5 protein-coding genes are annotated in these 19,111 nt (G+C 44.6%); all 5 read left to right on the top strand.

Annotated elements, in window-relative coordinates; all coding sequences use genetic code 11:
• Window positions 1-3 precede the first annotated feature (3 nt).
• Window positions 4-1,467, top strand: a complete 1,464-nt coding sequence (locus NSTCB13_RS10730; RefSeq protein WP_448272327.1) for a PP2C family protein-serine/threonine phosphatase — start codon at window positions 4-6, stop codon at window positions 1,465-1,467.
• A gap of 36 nt (window positions 1,468-1,503) precedes the next feature.
• On the top strand, window positions 1,504-1,935 hold the full coding sequence (locus tag NSTCB13_RS10725; RefSeq protein WP_448272326.1) for an ATP-binding protein: 432 nt from the start codon (window positions 1,504-1,506) through the stop codon (window positions 1,933-1,935).
• Between the two features lie 514 nt (window positions 1,936-2,449).
• Window positions 2,450-8,326, top strand: coding sequence for an SDR family NAD(P)-dependent oxidoreductase (locus NSTCB13_RS10720; protein ID WP_448272324.1), 5,877 nt, complete (start codon window positions 2,450-2,452; stop codon window positions 8,324-8,326).
• Complete coding sequence (locus NSTCB13_RS10715; protein ID WP_448272322.1) at window positions 8,304-13,562, top strand: SDR family NAD(P)-dependent oxidoreductase; 5,259 nt, start codon at window positions 8,304-8,306, stop codon at window positions 13,560-13,562. The genes NSTCB13_RS10720 and NSTCB13_RS10715 overlap by 23 nt, the downstream gene beginning before the upstream one ends.
• A complete protein-coding gene (locus NSTCB13_RS10710) occupies window positions 13,559-18,397 on the top strand; it encodes a thioester reductase domain-containing protein (RefSeq protein ID WP_448272320.1) in 4,839 nt (1,612 codons plus the stop codon). Before NSTCB13_RS10715 ends, NSTCB13_RS10710 begins: the two co-directional genes overlap by 4 nt.
• Window positions 18,398-19,111 lie beyond the last annotated feature (714 nt).

Below are 19,111 nucleotides of genomic sequence, written 5' to 3'. Positions count from 1 at the left end.
TTTATGATCCAACGATCTTATGAAGAGAATGGCATAGCAGAGAATCAACAGCTAATTGAGGAACTGAAAGCCCTGCGGCGAGAGGTAGCTGAATTAAAAACAGAAAAAGCTGCTTTCCAGGCTCAAAAAAAGCTGCTGGAGCATTCAGTAGCAACAATCATCCGCGCTTCACCCGAAGAAGAGATGTTGAAAGCTACTTTACAAGACACGTTAGATGTTTGTAGTCAGCTTACTGGTGCCCAAAAAGGCAGTCTGTTTTTACTCGATCGCCAGGGTGCTGTCACCGATAGTATCCTCACGCAAAGGGAAACAACAGCACTGAAGGAACGCGATCGCCTGATTGGTTGTGTTTTAGCACAGGGGCTTGCTGGTTGGGTATACAGACAGCGCCAGATCGGGTTGATTGTAGACACTGAAACCGACGATCGTTGGTTGCAGTTGCCCAATCAGCCTTACACTGTACGTTCAGCATTAGCTGTTCCCATTCTCAGGAATGAAGAGGTGTTAGGCATTCTTACCTTGCTACACCAAGAACCGGGGCATTTTAGCCCAGAAATTGCCCATCTGATGCAGCTCACTGCTGACCAAATCGCTATAGTTTTAGAAAATGCCCAGCTCTATGGGAAAATTGAAACTTATTCCAAAGCGCTCAACTACGAATTAGAAAAAGGGCGGCAAATCCAGAGAGATTTTCTACCCAACGAAATCCCACAGCTACCTAATTTAGAGATTGCCACGTTTTTCTCTCCTGCGCGTCAAGTTGCTGGCGACTTCTACGACGTTTTTATGCTACCTGGCGACTACTTGGGGCTAGTTATTGCTGATGTCGCCGACAAAGGTGTAGGCGCTGCGTTATTTATGGCTTTGTTTCGGAGCTTAATCCGTATTTTTTCGGGACAAATTAGTTTGGGCGGACTCTCTATTATTGCCAATGAGGCGGAATTATCGATTTTGCTTGAGTCAGAGATGGCAACTAATTTATACCAAATTAACCCCCTGAAAGCAGTAGCGCTCACGAATAATTACATCGCCCAGCAGCACGCCCAGATGAGTATGTTTGCTACGCTGTTTTTTGGCGTGCTAGATCCGGCAACTGGCATTCTCACCTACATCAATGGTGGACACGAAACTCTGTTTGTTGTTGGTGAGACTGGTATCAAAGCCAGTCTCAACTCAACTGGGCCAGCAGTAGGGATGATGCCTAATATGAAATTTAAAATTCAACAAGTACAGTTGGAACCAGGCGATATCTTAATTGGCTATACCGATGGGGTAACTGAGGCACGCAGTCCCCCCAGCGGTCAATTTTTTACTGAAAAGCGACTGCGATCGCTCCTAGATCGATCTGCGCTTTTGCCGTCTCCTCTGCTAGAGCGCATTACAACTGATTTGTTCGCTCACATCAGCAACGCACCTCAGTTTGATGACATCACAATGCTGATTGTGCAGAGAAAGGCATCAGACTAAAGTTTCATCCTTTCACTCACCCCCAATCCGTAAAATATGGAACCTTTAACTGTGCCTGGAACACTGGACTCTTTAAAGGCGATCGCAGAATATGTGATGGCAGCAGCAATGGTAGCAGGTTTGAATAAAAAAACCTCCTATAGACTGCGTTTGGCGGTCGATGAAATCGTTACAAACATCATTAATTACGGCTATAAGGCAGCAAATCGCGAAGGCATATTGATTTTAAAAGCCGATTTTGACGATCGCTCCTTGAGCATTACGATTAAAGATACTGGTGTTCCCTTCAATCCTACCCAGAAGTTAACCCCAAATGATTTGAACAAGTCGCTACAGCAACGACAGATTGGCGGTTTGGGAGTTTATCTAGCTCTTAACAGCGTAGATCGGTTTATTTACCAACAAGACGGAAACCAAAATTGTAATATTTTAATTGTAAATCGTGACGACGGATTGGGAATCAGTTAAGTAAGTTTGCAGGAATATTAATTATAAAAAAATAACAATGACTTTAACAAGATACAACAAGAGTTACAAGTTAATTTATTTTTATTTACATAGTTTTGTTTTTCGACACCGTTGCACTCAAAACTGAGTGATTGTTGGACAAAAATCTTCCTAAAACTTGCTAGCAAATATTTACAAAGCTTTAAGTCCAATCCTTCCAGATTATCTTTTCACGTCACTTGTTACAAATGGTCACGAAGTTAGTAACTACAAAAAAATTTCATGTATTCTCAATATTCACAAGGTAGCGACCTGAAACAGCAAATATGTTAAAAACGGCCAAAAAAAGCATATATAGCAGTTACCAGATAGGTTAGGACATGAACCAATTGTCAAACCCCGACACCAAGGATTTTTAAGCCTGTTGCCTATTAGCTGTTGCCTGTTATATCAAACCACCAACTAATAGGGTTGCTTGTAGAAGCAAAGACATCCCGCAACAGCAAACGTGTCTAAGTTAGTTTGGAGCTTATGAATGTTAGAGAAAATTAATACCCTCAATGGTTTTCAGGCAAACTTAGCAGACCAAGAAGCACTCGAAACTACGCTCCTGACCCATCCAGAAATTGAAGAGTGTCGGGTATTAATCCGAGAAACAGAAACCGCAGATATGTGGTTCGTTGCCTACGTAGTTGCATCAGGAAAATCTTCGTTGGCACAACTAAATGCATATTTGCAGGGTCATTTACCAAACACTATCCCGCCTCAAGCCTACGTTTGGTTATCCAGATTGCCGCTCACCAGCGAAGGACTGATTGACGATCGCCGTCTAACTGATTTAGCCGTGATTGACATAGATTTGGTCGATCGCTGGGAGTCGTCTTTGCGATCGCTCCCCTCGATTAACCAAGTCGCAGTTATCGTACAAGACCAGACGAAACAACTACCACCATTACACGTTTCGGATTTGCTAGGGAATCCTCAAGCAACAAAGCTTAATTTTCAATTAGAGGATTCTGGAGAAAAATTAAAATCCGATGGCGTAAATCAACAATTTGAGCTTTCACAATCTCAGATAAAAGCCAAAGCAATTAGTCATGGCGAACCTTTACAACTGGAAATAGACGCGATCGCTAACTTAACGGAACTCCTCCAAAGGGCAGCGTTACAAAGCTCAAAAGGAATTACTTACATCCAACCGGATGATACTTACCAAAACCAATCCTACAAAGATTTATTAGACGCAGCTCAACGGATTTTGGCAGGTTTGAGAAAGTTAGGGCTTGTGCCTCAAGATAGAATTCTCTTTCAATTTAACCAACCTGAAGATTTCATTCCTGCCTTCTGGGGTTGTATTTTGGGCGGATTCATCCCAATTCCTTTATCCGTTCCTCAGAGTTACGATCGCTCTGATGGTTTCGTTAATAAATTAGCTCAAATCTGGCAAAGACTAGAACCAAGCTTAATACTGACTAGCGATCGATTAGCACCTGAACTGAGACGTTCCCTGACAGATTTGCCACTTGACAATTTGGCGATCGCTACCCTCAATGAGTTGCAATCTCATCATCCCGATCCTAACTGGTATGTTGCTGGTTTAGATGATTTGGCAGTACTGTTTCTCACTTCTGGTAGTACAGGTACGCCGAAAGCAGTTATGCAAAGCCATCGCAGTCTCATCTGTCGGTCGGCTGCGAGTGTCCAGATGAACGGGTTTACCCAAGAAGATGTTTCCTTAAACTGGATGCCACTCGATCACGTTGCTGGATTAGTATATTTTCATATTCGGGATGTGTATGTGGGTTGTCAACAAATTCATGCCGTCACCGATTGGGTGTTGCAACAACCCCTGAAATGGCTTGATTGGATGTCTGATTATCGCGTGAGTGTAACCTTTGCACCGAATTTTGCCTATGGGCTAATCAATGCAGCCGAAGCAGAACTTTCTCAAGGGCATTGGGATTTATCATCAGTGCGATACATCTTCAACGGAGCAGAAGCCATTGTCGGCAAAACTGCCAGAAGATTTCTTGAATTGCTGACAGCGCACGGACTCCCGACTACGGCAATACATCCCGTTTGGGGAATGGCTGAAACTTGTTCGGGAGTGACTTACTCTGACAACTTTTCTGGAGAATCAACCACGGATGAAGATGCATTCGTAGAAGTTGGCGCGCCGATTCCCGGATTTTCTCTGCGGATAGTTGATGCTCAAGACCAGCTTGTTGAAGAAGAAGCCATCGGAAGGCTGCAAGTCAAAGGATTGACAGTAACATCAGGTTATTTTGGTCAACCAGAACTGAATTCGGAGGTGTTTACAGAAGATGGCTGGTTGAAGACGGGAGATTTAGCTTTCTTACGACAAGGACGTTTAACAATTACAGGCAGAGAGAAAGACGTTATTATCGTCAATGGCCTGAATTATTATAGTCATGAAATCGAAGCAGTTGTTGAAGAAATTGCAGGCGTAGTTGTTTCCTACACTGCTGCGGTGGCTGTGCGTGATGGAGAAACTACAGAACAGCTAGCTATCTTTTTTCATGCAGGTGGCGCGAATGAAATGCAAATTTCAACGTTGATGCAAACCATTCGCCAAAAAATTGTCCAACGTTGTGGGATCAATCCCAGCTATGTGATTCCAGTTGAAAAAGCTGCGATTCCAAAAACGGCCATTGGCAAGATCCAGCGATCGCAACTGGTTAAACGCTTTGAATCAGGTGAATTTAAACCTATCCTCCGTCAGTTTGATATCTTGACTGGCAATGCTAACACAATCCCTGACTGGTTTTATCGCCGAATTTGGTGTGTTAAGCAGTTAATTCACAATCGGCAGCCAGTTAAACTTCCAACTCAGAAATACCTTGTATTTCTCGATAATTTAGGTTTAGGAAATTACCTGTGTACAGAACTCGAACGCCATAACCAATCTTATATCTGCGTTGAAGCAGGTACGGATTTTATCAAATCTGAGCAAGGCGATCGCTTTACCATCAATCCCGAAAATCCCGATCACTATCAGCGGTTGCTAGAGTCTTTGGCATCGGATATTCCCACTCAGATTTTGCATTTATGGACTTATAACGAGTCTGCGGGTCAAGTGTCTAGTAGTTCGCCAAGTGAACTTGGCGGGGGAAAGGGGAAAGGGGAAGGGGGAAAGGTTTTAAATCCCTTAGCCTTTACCCCTTCCCCTTTCCCCAGCCCTCACCCGACTTCTAGCCTAGAGGAACTAGAACGCGCCCAATACTTAGGACTATATAGCATTCTATTTTTAGTGCAAGCCTTAGCAAATGCCAAGGAAAAACACCAACTACTAGATATAGGCATTCAGTTACAAGTCATTTCTAACAACGTCCAGTTAACTAGCAGCGATGATGCGATCGCTTATGAAAAATCGACACTTATTGGATTGCTAAAAACAATTCCTTTAGAACTATCTTGGTTGCACTGTCGCCACCTTGACTTGGAAATTGGGTTACTGGAAACAAATGCTAACTATGTTTTCAAAGAATTAAATATTACGAAAGGTGATAGTGAAATTGCTTATCGTCAAGGTCAACGGCTAGTCTCGTCACTCGCCAAAGTCGATATGCTTGCTAGTCCAAGCCAGGAAATACCAATTAAACCAGGGCAGACTTATCTGGTAACAGGCGGATTGGGTGGAATTGGGACTTCCGTTTGCCAATATTTACTTAAGCAATATGGTGTGCGATTGCTGATTATTGGCAGAACAAATTTGCCACCAGCAACAGAATGGTCGCAGCATCTCGAACAGAATACAGCGATCGCCAAGCGACTGAAAAATTATCAATCTCTCTTGGCGATAAGTGGCGATTTATTATACAAGTCAATTGATATCTGCGATCTAACTTGCTTACAACAGGCTGTCACTGAGGCAGAGTCGAGATGGAATCAACCTCTGGCAGGAATTATTCATCTGGCAGGTGAAGGCGACCTCAAACACCACTGGACGGTGATGGAAAATCACTGGATAGCTGTGGCTACATTAGAAAGCTTTCGTACCATGCTACGTCCGAAAGTTCAGGGCACTTGGACGCTTTTTCAACTGATTCAGAATCGGCCAGATGCCCTTTTCATCGGCTTTTCTTCCGTAAATAGTGTGTTTGGGGGAGCAACCTTTAGTGCTTATGCTGCTGCCAACAGTTTTTTAGATGGTTGTTGTCAGTATCAGCAATACCATTACCATCCTCATGCTTACTGCTTTAACTGGAGCCAGTGGGATGATGTTGGTATGAGCGAGGGAAACCCGATGCACAGCCGGGAAGCAGCTCATCGCTTGGGGTATCAGAGTATTACTCAGGAACAAGGTTGGCGTTCCTTAGTGGCAGGTTTATCGCGTCATCAACCGCAGCTGATTGTCGGTTTAGATGGCAGTAATCCTCATATTCGTCGATATCTGAAGACAGAAGCCGATAACATCCAGAAATTAACTGCTTATGTCACCACTGTGGATGGTGCAGGGTTGTATGGTTGGGAGCAAATGAGAGTTAGCGATCGCTTTGGAACTCCCAGCCATTGTGAAATTGTACGGCTTGCAAAAATGCCCGTAACACAAACGGGTACGATAGACATTGCCAAAATTATTGGCAGCAATCAGAAGCACAACCAACCTTGGCAAGTCGTTTTGCCCCAAACTGACATTCAACGCCAGATAGCTCAAATATGGCAAGACGTGCTGGGCATTTCTTCAGTGAGTATCGATCGCAACTTTTTTGAACTAGGTGGCAGTTCGCTCACCTTGGTTCGGGTTCACGATCGCTTACAAAAACAATTTGGGCAACATCTGTCACTGATTGACTTGTTCCAATATCCAACGATTCAGACGCTAGCAGAGTTTCTGAATCAAGCTCAAATGCCATTGCCGGAGCGATCGCAATTATCGCCATCCGAGCGCGTGGGTAAAATGAAAGATACCCAGCAATTAGAAATTGCCATCATCGGTATGTCCGGGCGTTTTCCAGGAGCCAAAACACTCGATGAATTCTGGGAAAACTGCTGTAATGGCGTGGAATCGATTTCATTTTTCAGTGATGAAGAACTGGAGTTAGCCGGAATCGATTCCTCATCCTTTAATGATGCCAATTATGTGAAAGCTAGTGGTATCTTATCTGACATTGATTTATTTGATGCCGCGTTTTTCGATATCTCTCCCAAAGAAGCCCAAATCATGGACCCGCAGCATCGCCTGTTTTTAGAGTGTGCTTGGGAAACACTGGAAAATGCTGGTTACGACCCTGCAACTTATACAGGATTAATCGGGGTTTATGCAGGCATGGGGATGAATCTTTATGCAGGTCGAACCTACTGGAATCACAATCTTTACCCAAATCGGAAGCGATTAGAATACGTTGATGACTCGCAACTAGCGATCGCCAATGGTACAGATTTTCTTCCCACACGGGTTTCATACAAATTCAACTTGCAAGGGCCCAGTGTCAACGTGCAAACCGCTTGCTCAACTTCCTTAGTTGCAGTGCATCAAGCTTGTCGGAGTTTGATTCAGGGAGAATGCGATATGGCTCTGGCTGGCGCTGCGGCGATCGCAGTACCCCAAAAATCTGGTTATCGCTATCAGCCAGGGATGATTCTTTCACCCGACGGTCACTGTCGAGCATTTGATGCCAATTCACAAGGAACCGTTGGCGGCAATGGCGTTGGAATTGTGATGTTGAAACGATTGGCAGATGCGATCGCCGATGGAGATAATATTTACGCTGTTATTAAGGGTTCTGCGATTAATAACGATGGCTCCCAAAAAATCAGCTATACGGCTCCCAGCGTTCAGAGACAGGCAGCAATGATTGCCCAAGCCCAAGCGATCGCAGATATTAATCCAGAAACTATTACTTACATCGAAACCCACGGAACCGGAACGACTCTTGGCGATCCGATTGAAATTGCAGCCTTAACCCAAACATTTCGTGCCAAAACACAAAAGCAACAATTTTGCGCCATTGGTTCTGTAAAGACTAACATCGGACATTTAGATACAGCTTCAGGCATAGCAGGATTGATTAAAACAGTTTTGGCACTCAAGCACCGATTGCTGCCGCCTAGCCTAAATTTTAAACATCCCAATCCCAAGATTGATTTTGCTAACAGTCCATTTTATGTAAATACAACTCTATCAGACTGGCAAACAGACCAAACACCTCGGCGGGCTGGCGTAACTTCTTTGGGTGTTGGCGGTACGAATGTGCATGTGATTTTGGAGGAAGCACCGGGGGAGAGTAGGGGAGCAGGGGGCAGGGGGCAGGGGGCAGTGAGCAGAGGGGCAGGGGAGCATACTTCGACTGCGCTCAGTAACCGGGGGAGCAGGTGGGTCACTGAGCGTAGCCGAAGTGGGAGTAGGGGAGCATGTCAAATCGTTGTTGACGCTTTCGGCAAAAACTGAGACAGCGTTACGGGAATTAGCTCGGCGGTATGTGGGGTTTCTGGAGTCTCATTCAGAAGTATCTTTGAGAGATATTTGTTATACGAGTAATGTGGGGCGATCGCATTTTGATTATCGGCTGGCCTTGGTTGCCGATTCACCCGCACAATTGAGAAATCAACTCACAATATTTATTGCCGAAAATTCGCGCACTCGCTTTCAGGCTTCAGGGGTAGCTTTCCTGTTCACTGGACAAGGTTCGCAGTATATCGGCATGGGACGAGAACTTTACGAAACCCAACCTGTTTTTCGGCAAGCCATAGAACGCTGTGCCCAAATCCTGGACTCATTATTAGAGCAACCATTGCTAGAAGTCCTGTATCCATTAGAGGAGAGGGGAAAGGGGAAAGAAGGGGAAAGGGAAAAGGGGAAAGGGGAAAGGGAAAAGAACTTAGGGGGTCATATTCTGGATGAGACGGGCTATACCCAACCTGTCTTATTTGTCTTGGAATATGCATTGTCCGAGCTATGGCAATCTTGGGGTATCAAGCCTAGTGTTGTGATGGGTCATAGTGTGGGCGAATATGTTGCTGCAACTGTTGCAGGTGTATTCAGTCTGGAAGATGGATTGAAACTCATCGCCGCACGGGGTAAATTGATGCAAGCATTACCCCAGACAGGGGCAATGGTAGCGGTATTTACTGATTTGGCACAAGTATCTGCGGTTATTGATTCATTGCCGGAGGTGGCGATTGCAGCAATCAACGCACCAAGACAAATCACCATCTCTGGTGCAGCTGGGGCGATCGCATCGGCTGTGGCTATCTTAGAAGCCAGAGGAGTGCAAACAAAGTCACTGAAAGTTTCCCATGCCTTTCATTCGCCGTTGATGCAACCAATGGTGGCAGAGTTTGGGCAGATTGCCCAGCAAGTGAGCTACCGTACACCAAACCCGAATATTCGCTTCATTTCCAACATCACAGGGCAATTGGCAGGAGTGGAGATTAGCACGCCTGAATATTGGGTGCAGCATATTTTGCAGCCAGTGCAATTTGCTAACAGTATCGTCAGCCTGTCAGCGTTAGGAAATTTGGCTTGTTTGGAAGTGGGGCCGCACCCAATTTTAGTAAGCATGGGTCGTCAATGTATCCCAGAATCAAGACATCTGTGGCTAGGGAGCCTCAAATCGCAAGAATCAGATTGGCAGCAGATGTTGAGCAGTTTAGCGGCGTTGTATGAGCAAGGAATATCGGTGAATTGGTCGGAGTTTCATCGGGGATCTGAGCATCGGCGCGTGGTGTTGCCGAATTATCCCTTTGAGCGATCGCGTTTTTGGGTTGAACCAAACAAAGACAGCAGCTACAAAAATGTTCAACTCTCCTGTGCAAATCTCAAATCTTCTCATCCTCTACTTGGTTCTAGATTGCACCTGGCATCGAAAGAGATTTGTTTCCAGACGCAAATCAATTCTCATTTCCCCGCTTTTTTAGCTGATCATCGCGTTTACGGAAAAGTAGTCATGCCAGGAACCGCCTATCTAGAAATGGTTTTAGGGGCAGCAGCTAAGGTTTTGAAATCCAAAAATTTAATTTTAGAAAATGTCTTATATAAACGGGCATTAGTTCTATCAGAAAATGAAAAAACACTCCAGCTAATTCTTCACCCAACCGAACAACAGGGATATTCCTTTGAAATTTTTAGTTGTGAATTAGATGAGGAAGATTCACCCTCTTGGATGCTGCATGTTTCTGGAAATGTCACCGCATCCAATCTCAAACCATCAATGGAACTTTCTGCAACGCACTGGCTCCCCAAGGAAGTAGCTTCCTACAGCCAAGCCGAACATTATCAACAGTTTCTTCAACGGGGAGTTGATTATGGTGCTAGTTTTCGGGGAGTTAAACAGTTGTGGTTGAATTCAGAAGTAGTAACAGGGGAAATTGAGTTACCCCAAACATGCGTAGAAACAGATACCTATCAGTTTCATCCAGCATTCTTGGATGCTTGTTTTCAGGTTTTGCAAGCTAAATTCCCACAAGATAGTAGCAAAGAGGCTTATGTGCCGATCGCCATCAAGCGATTGCAAGTTTGCGATCGCCCCAGCAACCGACTATGGAGTTTTGCCAAAGTACATCCTAGCCAGAACAGTAACAAAACACTGATTAGCGATTTACAATTAGTTGCAGATGATGGTGAAATTCTAGCGGTTGTTGAAGGTCTGCAACTTCAAAGGGTCGCTGCGGCTACATTGACAGTCTCTCCTCAAGTGCCGCCAGATTGGTTGTATCAAATCGAATGGCGACCTCAAGCCCGAATGGGGCGATCGCTCTCACCGGATTACCTGCTCAATCCCAAGGACATCAGCCAAAACCTGATTCCTCAATTGGCCGAACTTTTAACAACAACCTCATCAAACGAGGAATTTTTACCCCAACTTGAAGCCCTCAGTGTGTCTTATGTAATCAGTGCCTTACAACAACTAGGATGGGACTTTCAACTCGGATTGCAGTTTTCCTTTACAGAAATAGCTGAACAGTTGGGGGTGATTAGCCAGTATCATCAACTGCTACATCGGTTTCTAGATATTTTGACTGAAGCAGGGTGGCTCAGACCTCTTGATTGTGCCAACGGCAGACATCGCTGGGAAGTAATTAGTGCCCTGGATCGCCAAACGCCGCAACCAGATCGACTGTTAGTCCAATTTCCTACCGGAGATACTGAGATCGCCCTAGTAGAACGCTGTGGTGCCAGCTTACCAGAGGTACTTCAGGGAAAACTTGACCCGCTACAATTACTATTTCCCAATGGTGATTTCACCCTGCTGACGCAACTGTATCGAGATGCCCCAGCTGCTAGAGTGATGAATACATTGGTGCAAAAGGCAGTTTCCGCAGCACTGCTGCGAGTACCACAGAAAAGCAAGATCCGCTTGCTAGAAATTGGGGCGGGAACTGGCAGCACAACCGCTTACATTCTGCCGCAATTGAATAATTATCAAGCTGAATACACCTTCACAGACATTTCACCGCTGTTTGCAGCCAAAGCACGGGAGAAGTTTCGAGATTACCCATTTGTCCGCTATCAGTCTTTAGATATCAGCCGAGATCCAGCGACTCAAGGCTTGGAAGGGCAACAATATGATGTGATTCTGGCAGCCAATGTGTTACACGCGACACCAGATTTACAACAAACATTGGCCCACGTCCACAGCTTATTAGCACCAGGCGGAATTCTGGTGATGTTAGAAGTCACCGATCGCCATTGTTGGCTGGATCTGAGCTTCGGTTTGACCCCAGGTTGGTGGTTGTTTGCCGATCGCTGGTTGCGACCGAATTACCCGCTCTTAAGTAGTGCCGAGTGGCAAGATGTGTTGCAAGCAAATGGATTTACATCGGCGGTGGCGATCGCACCTAAAAACAAAATCATCGGTTCCCTGGCTCAGGCTGCGATCGTTGCCCAAAAAGGAACCGAGAGCCACATACCACAAAACTGGCTAATTTTAGCAGATAGTCAAGGTATCAGTCAGAAACTTGCTCGACGGTTTCAAGAACGAGGAGATACCTGTACTTTAGTTTTTCCCGGACAGGAATACGAACTGTTGAGTGAGTTCGAGTTCAAGATTAATCCTCAGAAACCAGAAGATTTTCAGCAGTTGGTTTCGCAGATACTTAGTAAGCGATCGCGTCTCTCAGGAGTGGTACATTTGTGGAGCCTAGAGAGTAAAGAAACTGCACTAACCTTAACCGTCGAAGATTTGCAAGCAGCAACCCGTATTGGCTGTGGCAGTACTCTGTATTTGGTGCAAGCCCTAGTTAAAAAGATGGGTATAACGCCACCTCAGTTATGGGTAATAACTAGAGGAGCAGTTGCCGATGGAGGTGGATTAGTTCAATCGCCCCTATGGGGAATGGGGAAGGCGATCGTCAAAGAACACCCAGAACTCCAGTTTCGCTTGATAGATTTAGACCTCCAAGAAAATTATCGGCTAAATCAAAACCCCCTTGATGCACTATTTGCAGAGTTGACATCACCAGATCGAGAGAATCAAATTGCATTCCGTAATGGGATGCGTCAAGTGGCAAGACTGGTTCCTTACCGTAACTCTCATAATCGAGCAGATATCCCCATCCACCCAGATAGTACCTACTTAATTACTGGTGGATTAGGGGGACTGGGACTGCTAATTGCCCATTGGTTAGTAGAACGTGGGGCAAAGCACTTAGTTCTCATGGGACGCAAAGGGACAAACGAACAGAGCGATCGCCAGATTCAGCAGCTTCAGGCACAAGGTGTATCGGTGATGGTAATGCAAGCTGACGTGTCTGTGCAGTCACAAGTGGCAAAGGTATTGGCAGAAATTAGCCGCAGCCACCCGCCTCTACACGGCATTATCCATGCAGCCGGAGTTTTGGATGACGGGGTTTTACTCCAACAAACTTGGGAGCGCTTTCATCGAGTCATGGCAGCGAAAGTACAAGGTGCTTGGAATCTGCACGCATTAACCCAAACCTTACCGCTCGATTTCTTCATCTTGTTTTCTTCGGCTGCTTCTGTTTTAGGTTCTGCCGGTCAAGCTAATCACTGCGCTGCCAATGCCTTTTTAGATGCTCTAGCACATTATCGTCATCAATTGGGGTTATCGGGATTGAGTATTAACTGGGGAGCTTGGGCTGAAATTGGTGCAGCCGCCGAGCGTCAGTTCGGTAAGCAACTCCAACATCAGGGAATGGAAATGATATCGCCATCCCAAGGTTTACAGGCTTTAGAGCAGAGCTTTTTTTGGGAGGTTGCTCAAGTAGGTGTGATGCCGCTCAATTGGCTGACATTTATGCAGCAATTCTCACCGGAGAATTGTCCGACATATTTGACAGAATTTTCTCAGGTGGGGATTGCTCAATCGGCATCACCACCGCCGATGGAAATTCAGCAGCAATTGCAAACTCATAACTTCGGCGATCGCTTGCAAATTTTAACCATTTACCTGAAAGAAAAGATTGCCAAAGTCTTGGGTTGTTCTGTGGATCGAGTCGATGCCAGTCAAGCACTGAGCAAAGCCGGACTCGATTCTTTGATGGCGATCGAAATCCGCAATCGGCTCATCACAGAACTGGGAATTGACCTTTCTTTAGAAAAGTTTGTTGAAGGTTCCAGCATCAACCAACTAGCAGACCTGTTATTAAAACAGCTAGCCTTACAGGGACTCAACGAAAATTCGGCAACTGAAATCACTGAGGATGTGGAAGAAATAATACTATGAACCTAAATGCCCTTTTAGCCGAGCTTTCAGATCGGGGAGTGAAATTATTAGTTGATGGCGAACAACTCCGCATTCAAGCACCTAAAGGAGTTATCACTCCCGATCTCCGAAATGCTTTAGCGAACAATAAAGTAGAGCTAATCCGGTTACTACATCAGAACAAAATTGGTGCTGCTTCCATTCCTTTGGTTCCAATTTCACAAACGCAAAATGTGCCAGTATCTTTCCAGCAGGAACGCCTGTGGATTTTGGCTCAGTTAGCTGCTGTAGAATCTGCTCATAATATTGCTCAAGCCTTGCGGCTGAATGGGGATTTAGATTTAAACTGCCTAGAAAAAAGTCTTAATGAAATTTTCCGTCGCCACGATGTCTTTGGGACAACATTTGGGGTGTGGGAAGGTAATCCCGTGCAAAATATTGCTGCACCAGAACCGTTTAAATTATCTGTTTTAAATCTCGAGCATTTAGATGCAACCGAACAATTAAAAACTTTCTGGCAACTTGCCGATGAAGCAGCCGAAGCTCCCTTTGATTTGGCGATCGCTCCTTTATGGCGGATTAAACTCATTCGCTTAAATGCACGCGAGCATATTCTCTTGCTCGTCATTCACCACATTATTAGCGATATGATCTCGATGGGTTTATGGATTCGAGAACTGGCGACAGTCTATAGTCATTTCTACAAGGGACAGCCTTCTCCACTGCCAGAACCTACCATCCAATATCGAGACTTTGCCGTATGGCAGCGCCAGTGGCTCAATAATGATGCACTCAAAAGCGAACTAGCTTACTGGAAACAGCAACTAGAGGGGGCATCCTTTGAATTAAAATTGCCCATCGACCATCCCCGACCGCCACTCCAGAATTTCCAGGGTCGGCGAAAGTTTTTTAAACTCGATCCTGTGATGTGGGCTGCAATCAAACAACGAAGTCACGAACAAATGGGAATTACTTCCTTTATGACTTTCGTAGCAGCGTTTAAGGCTTTGATTTATTTGTGTTCTCAGCAAGAAGACATTTTAATTGGCTTTACCGCTTCTGGTCGAGTTCATCCGCAAGTGGAATCCCTGATTGGTTTTTTTGGCTATCCTTTGTTGCTGCGTACAGATTTGTCTGGCAATCCGACTTTTACCGAAGTACTCAGCCGAGTGCGATCGGTGTTGTTATCTGCTTATGCTCACCAAAATGTCCCCTTTGGTAAAGTCGTTGAAGTCATGGGGTCGAGTCGGGTTGCACAAGATACTCCCTTTTTTCAAACATTCCGCACCGGATTAAGCTATGTCAACAGCCAACTACCGAGCGACCTAACAAATTTACCAAATCTGACGTTTTCATTAGTTGATGAGGGAATTTGGGGACCGACTGATTTAGATTTGTATACTTATATTTACGAAGTCGGAGCAGATTTACAAATAGGAATTGCATATAACACCGATATATTTGAAAGTGAAACAATCGATGCTTTTGGTAATGCTTTATTTCAAATTTTAGCACAATGGGTTGAGTCAAAAGATATTCGCCTCAATGAATTTAGATTACCAACAGACCTTGAGAGAAAAGCAAGATTAGCCAGAAGTCGATATCAAAAACAAAAATTGGCGATCGCAGCTACTTTTACCGCCGATTCGGTGGCAGATTCTCTAAAATTCTGGATGCAGCAACTCAATTTACCCTCAGAAATTACCTTTGCTCCCTATAATCAGGTTTTCCAACAACTGCTGACTCCTAATAGTCTGTTATCGCAAAATGAAACGGGAGTCAATATTGTTCTAGTGCGGTTAGAAGATTGGGTTAGGTTACAGGATTCACAAGAGTTATCTAGTAACGAAAAAAAGAATGCCATTGAGCGCAATACTAAGGATTTAGTTATAGCATTACGTCAATCCGGCGAACGGAATAAAATTCCCCATTTGGTTTGTTTGTTGCCAAGTAATTCAATAATTGCTGATGCAGAAATGGCAATTTTTTTGCAACAAATAGAAGCAAATTTATTAACGGAACTTGCCGATATTAGTGGGCTGCATATTATTAATTATCAGGAGTTAGCAACAAGCTACCCAGTAACTAACTTCTATGATGCTTATAGCGATGAAATCGGGCATATTCCATTTACGCCAGCATTTTTTACAGCGTTAGGAACAATGTTGGCGAGAAAAATTCACTGCATACATAGACCGCCTTATAAAGTAATTGTCTTAGACTGCGATCGAACCTTATGGCAAGGTGTTTGTGGTGAGGATGGAGTTGAGGGTATTGTCATAGATTCATCCTATCAAGCATTACAAGAATTTATGATTCAGCAGTGCGATCGCGGGATGTTGCTATGTCTGTGCAGCAAAAATAATCAAGCAGATGTCTTTGCTGTATTAGACCAACGCTCCGATATGCTGCTAAAGCGTCACCATTTGGCGGCTTGGCAAATTAATTGGCAGACTAAATCAGAAAACTTGAAATTGCTGTCTCAAGAACTAGGGCTGAGTTTAGATAGCTTCATATTTATTGATGACAATCCCATCGAATGCGCTGAAGTCCGCTATCACTGTCCAGAAGTTTTAACCCTGCAATTGCCCACAAATGCCACTGAAATTCCCCAATTCCTGGCTCATATTTGGGCATTCGATCGTCTCAAGATCACTGTAGAGGATCGACAGCGAACGATTGTTTACCAGCAAAATCGCCAACGTCAGCAAGCGGCAAACGAATCTCTCACGTTGCGAGATTTCCTCAATAGCCTCAATCTGCAAGTGGATATTATGGAAATGCAGCCCTCCCAGGTAGATCGTGTTGCTCAACTAACGCAGCGAACAAATCAATTTAACACCACCACCTTACGCAGAACGTCGGCTGAAATCAAAACCTTTTGCCTGTTAGATACTCATACTTGCTATGTTGTAGATGTAAAAGACCGCTTTGGTAATTATGGTTTGGTGGGCATGATGATGGTACAGGCCACAGCATCAGCCCTGGTGGTAGATACCCTATTACTCAGTTGTCGAGTGTTAGGCAGAGGAGTTGAATATCAAATGCTCAACTTCCTGGGTAAAATTGCCTTGGCACGCGGACTAAAGCAAATCGATATTATTTACAAACCCAGTTCTAAAAACCAGCCTGTTGGCGATTTTCTCGAACAGTTGACAGCCATTGCCAAGGAACCTTTAGCAGAAAGCTATTGCTATAAGTTATCAGCAGATGATTGTCGATCGCTCGCTATTGCTTCTGAACGACTAGACAATGAAGCAAAACATTCGGCATCTGAAGGGAATTTAACGCCAAGCAATCGGGCAATACCCCAGCAATCTGCCTACACCGCCTTATTCCAAAAAATTGCTTCAGATTGGCATACACCAGAGCAGATTCTCCAGCACATGGAAGAGTCTCAAGTTCAATACCAACAGCATCAGACATTTGTTGCACCTCGCACCGAAACCGAGAAACACTTAGCTGACTTGTGGCAAAACTTACTTCACAGATCCCCACTCAGCATCTACGATAACTTCTTCGATTTGGGAGGCAATTCTTTGTTAGCAGTGCAACTGCTGTCTCGGTTGCGAGAAACCTTGCAAGTGACTATACCCATTCATCAATTATTAGAAGTCCCAACAATTGCGGGAGTGGCTCAAGTAATTGAAGCGATCGCTCAGACAGGAATGGCTGCCAATTTAGCGATCGATTTGGCAGCAGAAGCTGTCTTAGATCCGGCAATTCGTCCAACTACACCATTTAAGTTTATCGCCCAACCCCAGGCGATTTTGTTAACTGGAGCAACGGGTTTTCTCGGTGCGTATTTAGTAGAAGAACTCCTGCAACAGACCACAGCTAATATTTATTGCTTAGTGCGAGCGCAGGATGTAAAACAGGGCATCCAACGTATCCAAAGCCATTTGCAAGCATACGGACTTTGGCAAGAACAGTTTCGCTCCCGCATCATTCCAGTCATTGGTGATTTGGCGTTACCCAACTTAGGTCTGAACGAGTCACAATTCCATCAACTTAGCCATGAAATTGATGTCATCTATCACAATGGTGCTGTCGTCAATTTTCTTTATCCCTACGCCAAACTCAAAGCAGCCAATGTCCTGGGAACTCAGGCGATTTTGAGTTTAGCAACTCAAACAAAAGTCAAACCCGTGCATTTTGTTTCGACGCTGGGCATCTTTTCGGCTCCTGCTTATGCAAATGCTAACTCCATTCCAGAATCCGATGAATTAGCAGAATTTCAAGGGTTGCAAGGAGGTTATTTACAGAGTAAATGGGTAGCAGAAAAGCTAGTTATGCAAGCACGCGATCGCGGAATTCCTGTATGTATCTACAGACCAGGTGCAATCTCAGGACACAGCCAAACGGGAATCGCCAATGTGGATGACTTCTTTTGCAGCCTGACCAAAGGCTGTATCGAACTAGGTATGGTGCCGGATTTGGAATTCCCCCTCGATTTGACTCCAGTTGATTATGGTAGCAGAGCGATCGTTCACCTCTCTCAAAACCCTGACTCCTTCGGCAAGGCATTTCACCTTGTTTCTCCTGATTGTCTGTCTTGGCGTAATTGGTGTGAGTTAGTTCGGTCTTTGGGCTATTCGCTAGAGCAAGTTTCTTACCATGAATGGTATGCTAAATTGCTACACAATGCGAAACACAATATTCCAAATGCTTTACATGCTTTTCTGCCATTGTTAGACGAACAATTATTAAAAAACGTACAGCTACCTGCGTTTGATTGCCAAAATACATTGACTGGACTTGCTGACACCAATATTATTTATCCAACAATAAACACCGAATTACTCAATATCTACTTTGCCTACTTCAAGAAAAGTGGATTTTTCAGCGGAGTTTAGCAACTGGAGTTTAGACTAAGCAGCAAAAAACGACGCAGGAATGCTGAGTTGAAAACAAGCAGACTTCAGGCATGAAAGTTGGCAATGTTAAGTAGATTCTGGTTTAGAACTAGGACTTACGCACTGTACAAAAGAAGCATCTTGTGTATTAACGTAAATAGGTCGTTTTAGGCTTTTGAAGGGCGCTTTTGATTGCTGGCGTAGGCGCAGCCCGCCGCAGGCATCGCCAAAATATGATTGAAAAACCTAGCCAGAAGCCTTGAAAACGATACCTGTTATTTTCGCTTTTCTGTCAATGCGTAAGTCCTAAGAACTTACGCACTCAGATCCCCCAACCCCCTTAAAAAGGGGGCTTTAGAGGTTCCCCCCTTTTTTAAGGGGGGTTAGGGGGGATCAGGGTTTCAGGCTTCAGTGCGTAATATCAAGTTCGGGTGATTACTTATAATAAAATCTATCAATCGTAGGTTGGGTTGAACGGCTGTGAAACCCAACATGAACATGGAGTCGTAGGTTGGGTTGAGGAACGAAACCCAACCTACAGATATTATAAGTGTTTAACCGAACCTGATATAAGTCCTACAAAGCTGCTGACGAGGATGAAACAGTGCCATCTCAAGTTTTGTTTCTGGATCGCAATAGCTGGTTTTAGTATGTATGCTTTCGACCATTGCAGCCATAAAACGATCAAGCTAAATTTTCTACAAAGGTTGAGCC

The sequence above is a fragment of the Nostoc sp. DSM 114160 genome (assembly GCF_053470305.1).
The sequence above is the reverse complement of the archived record's forward strand: the minus strand, read 5'-3'. Positions and strand labels throughout refer to the sequence as shown.

Coding starts and splice junctions, on each gene's coding strand:
- NSTCB13_RS10730 (WP_448272327.1), top strand. CDS start 4: ATGATCCAACGATCTTATGAAGAGAATGGCATAGCAGAGAATCAACAG.
- NSTCB13_RS10725 (WP_448272326.1), top strand. CDS start 1,504: ATGGAACCTTTAACTGTGCCTGGAACACTGGACTCTTTAAAGGCGATC.
- NSTCB13_RS10720 (WP_448272324.1), top strand. CDS start 2,450: ATGTTAGAGAAAATTAATACCCTCAATGGTTTTCAGGCAAACTTAGCA.
- NSTCB13_RS10710 (WP_448272320.1), top strand. CDS start 13,559: ATGAACCTAAATGCCCTTTTAGCCGAGCTTTCAGATCGGGGAGTGAAA.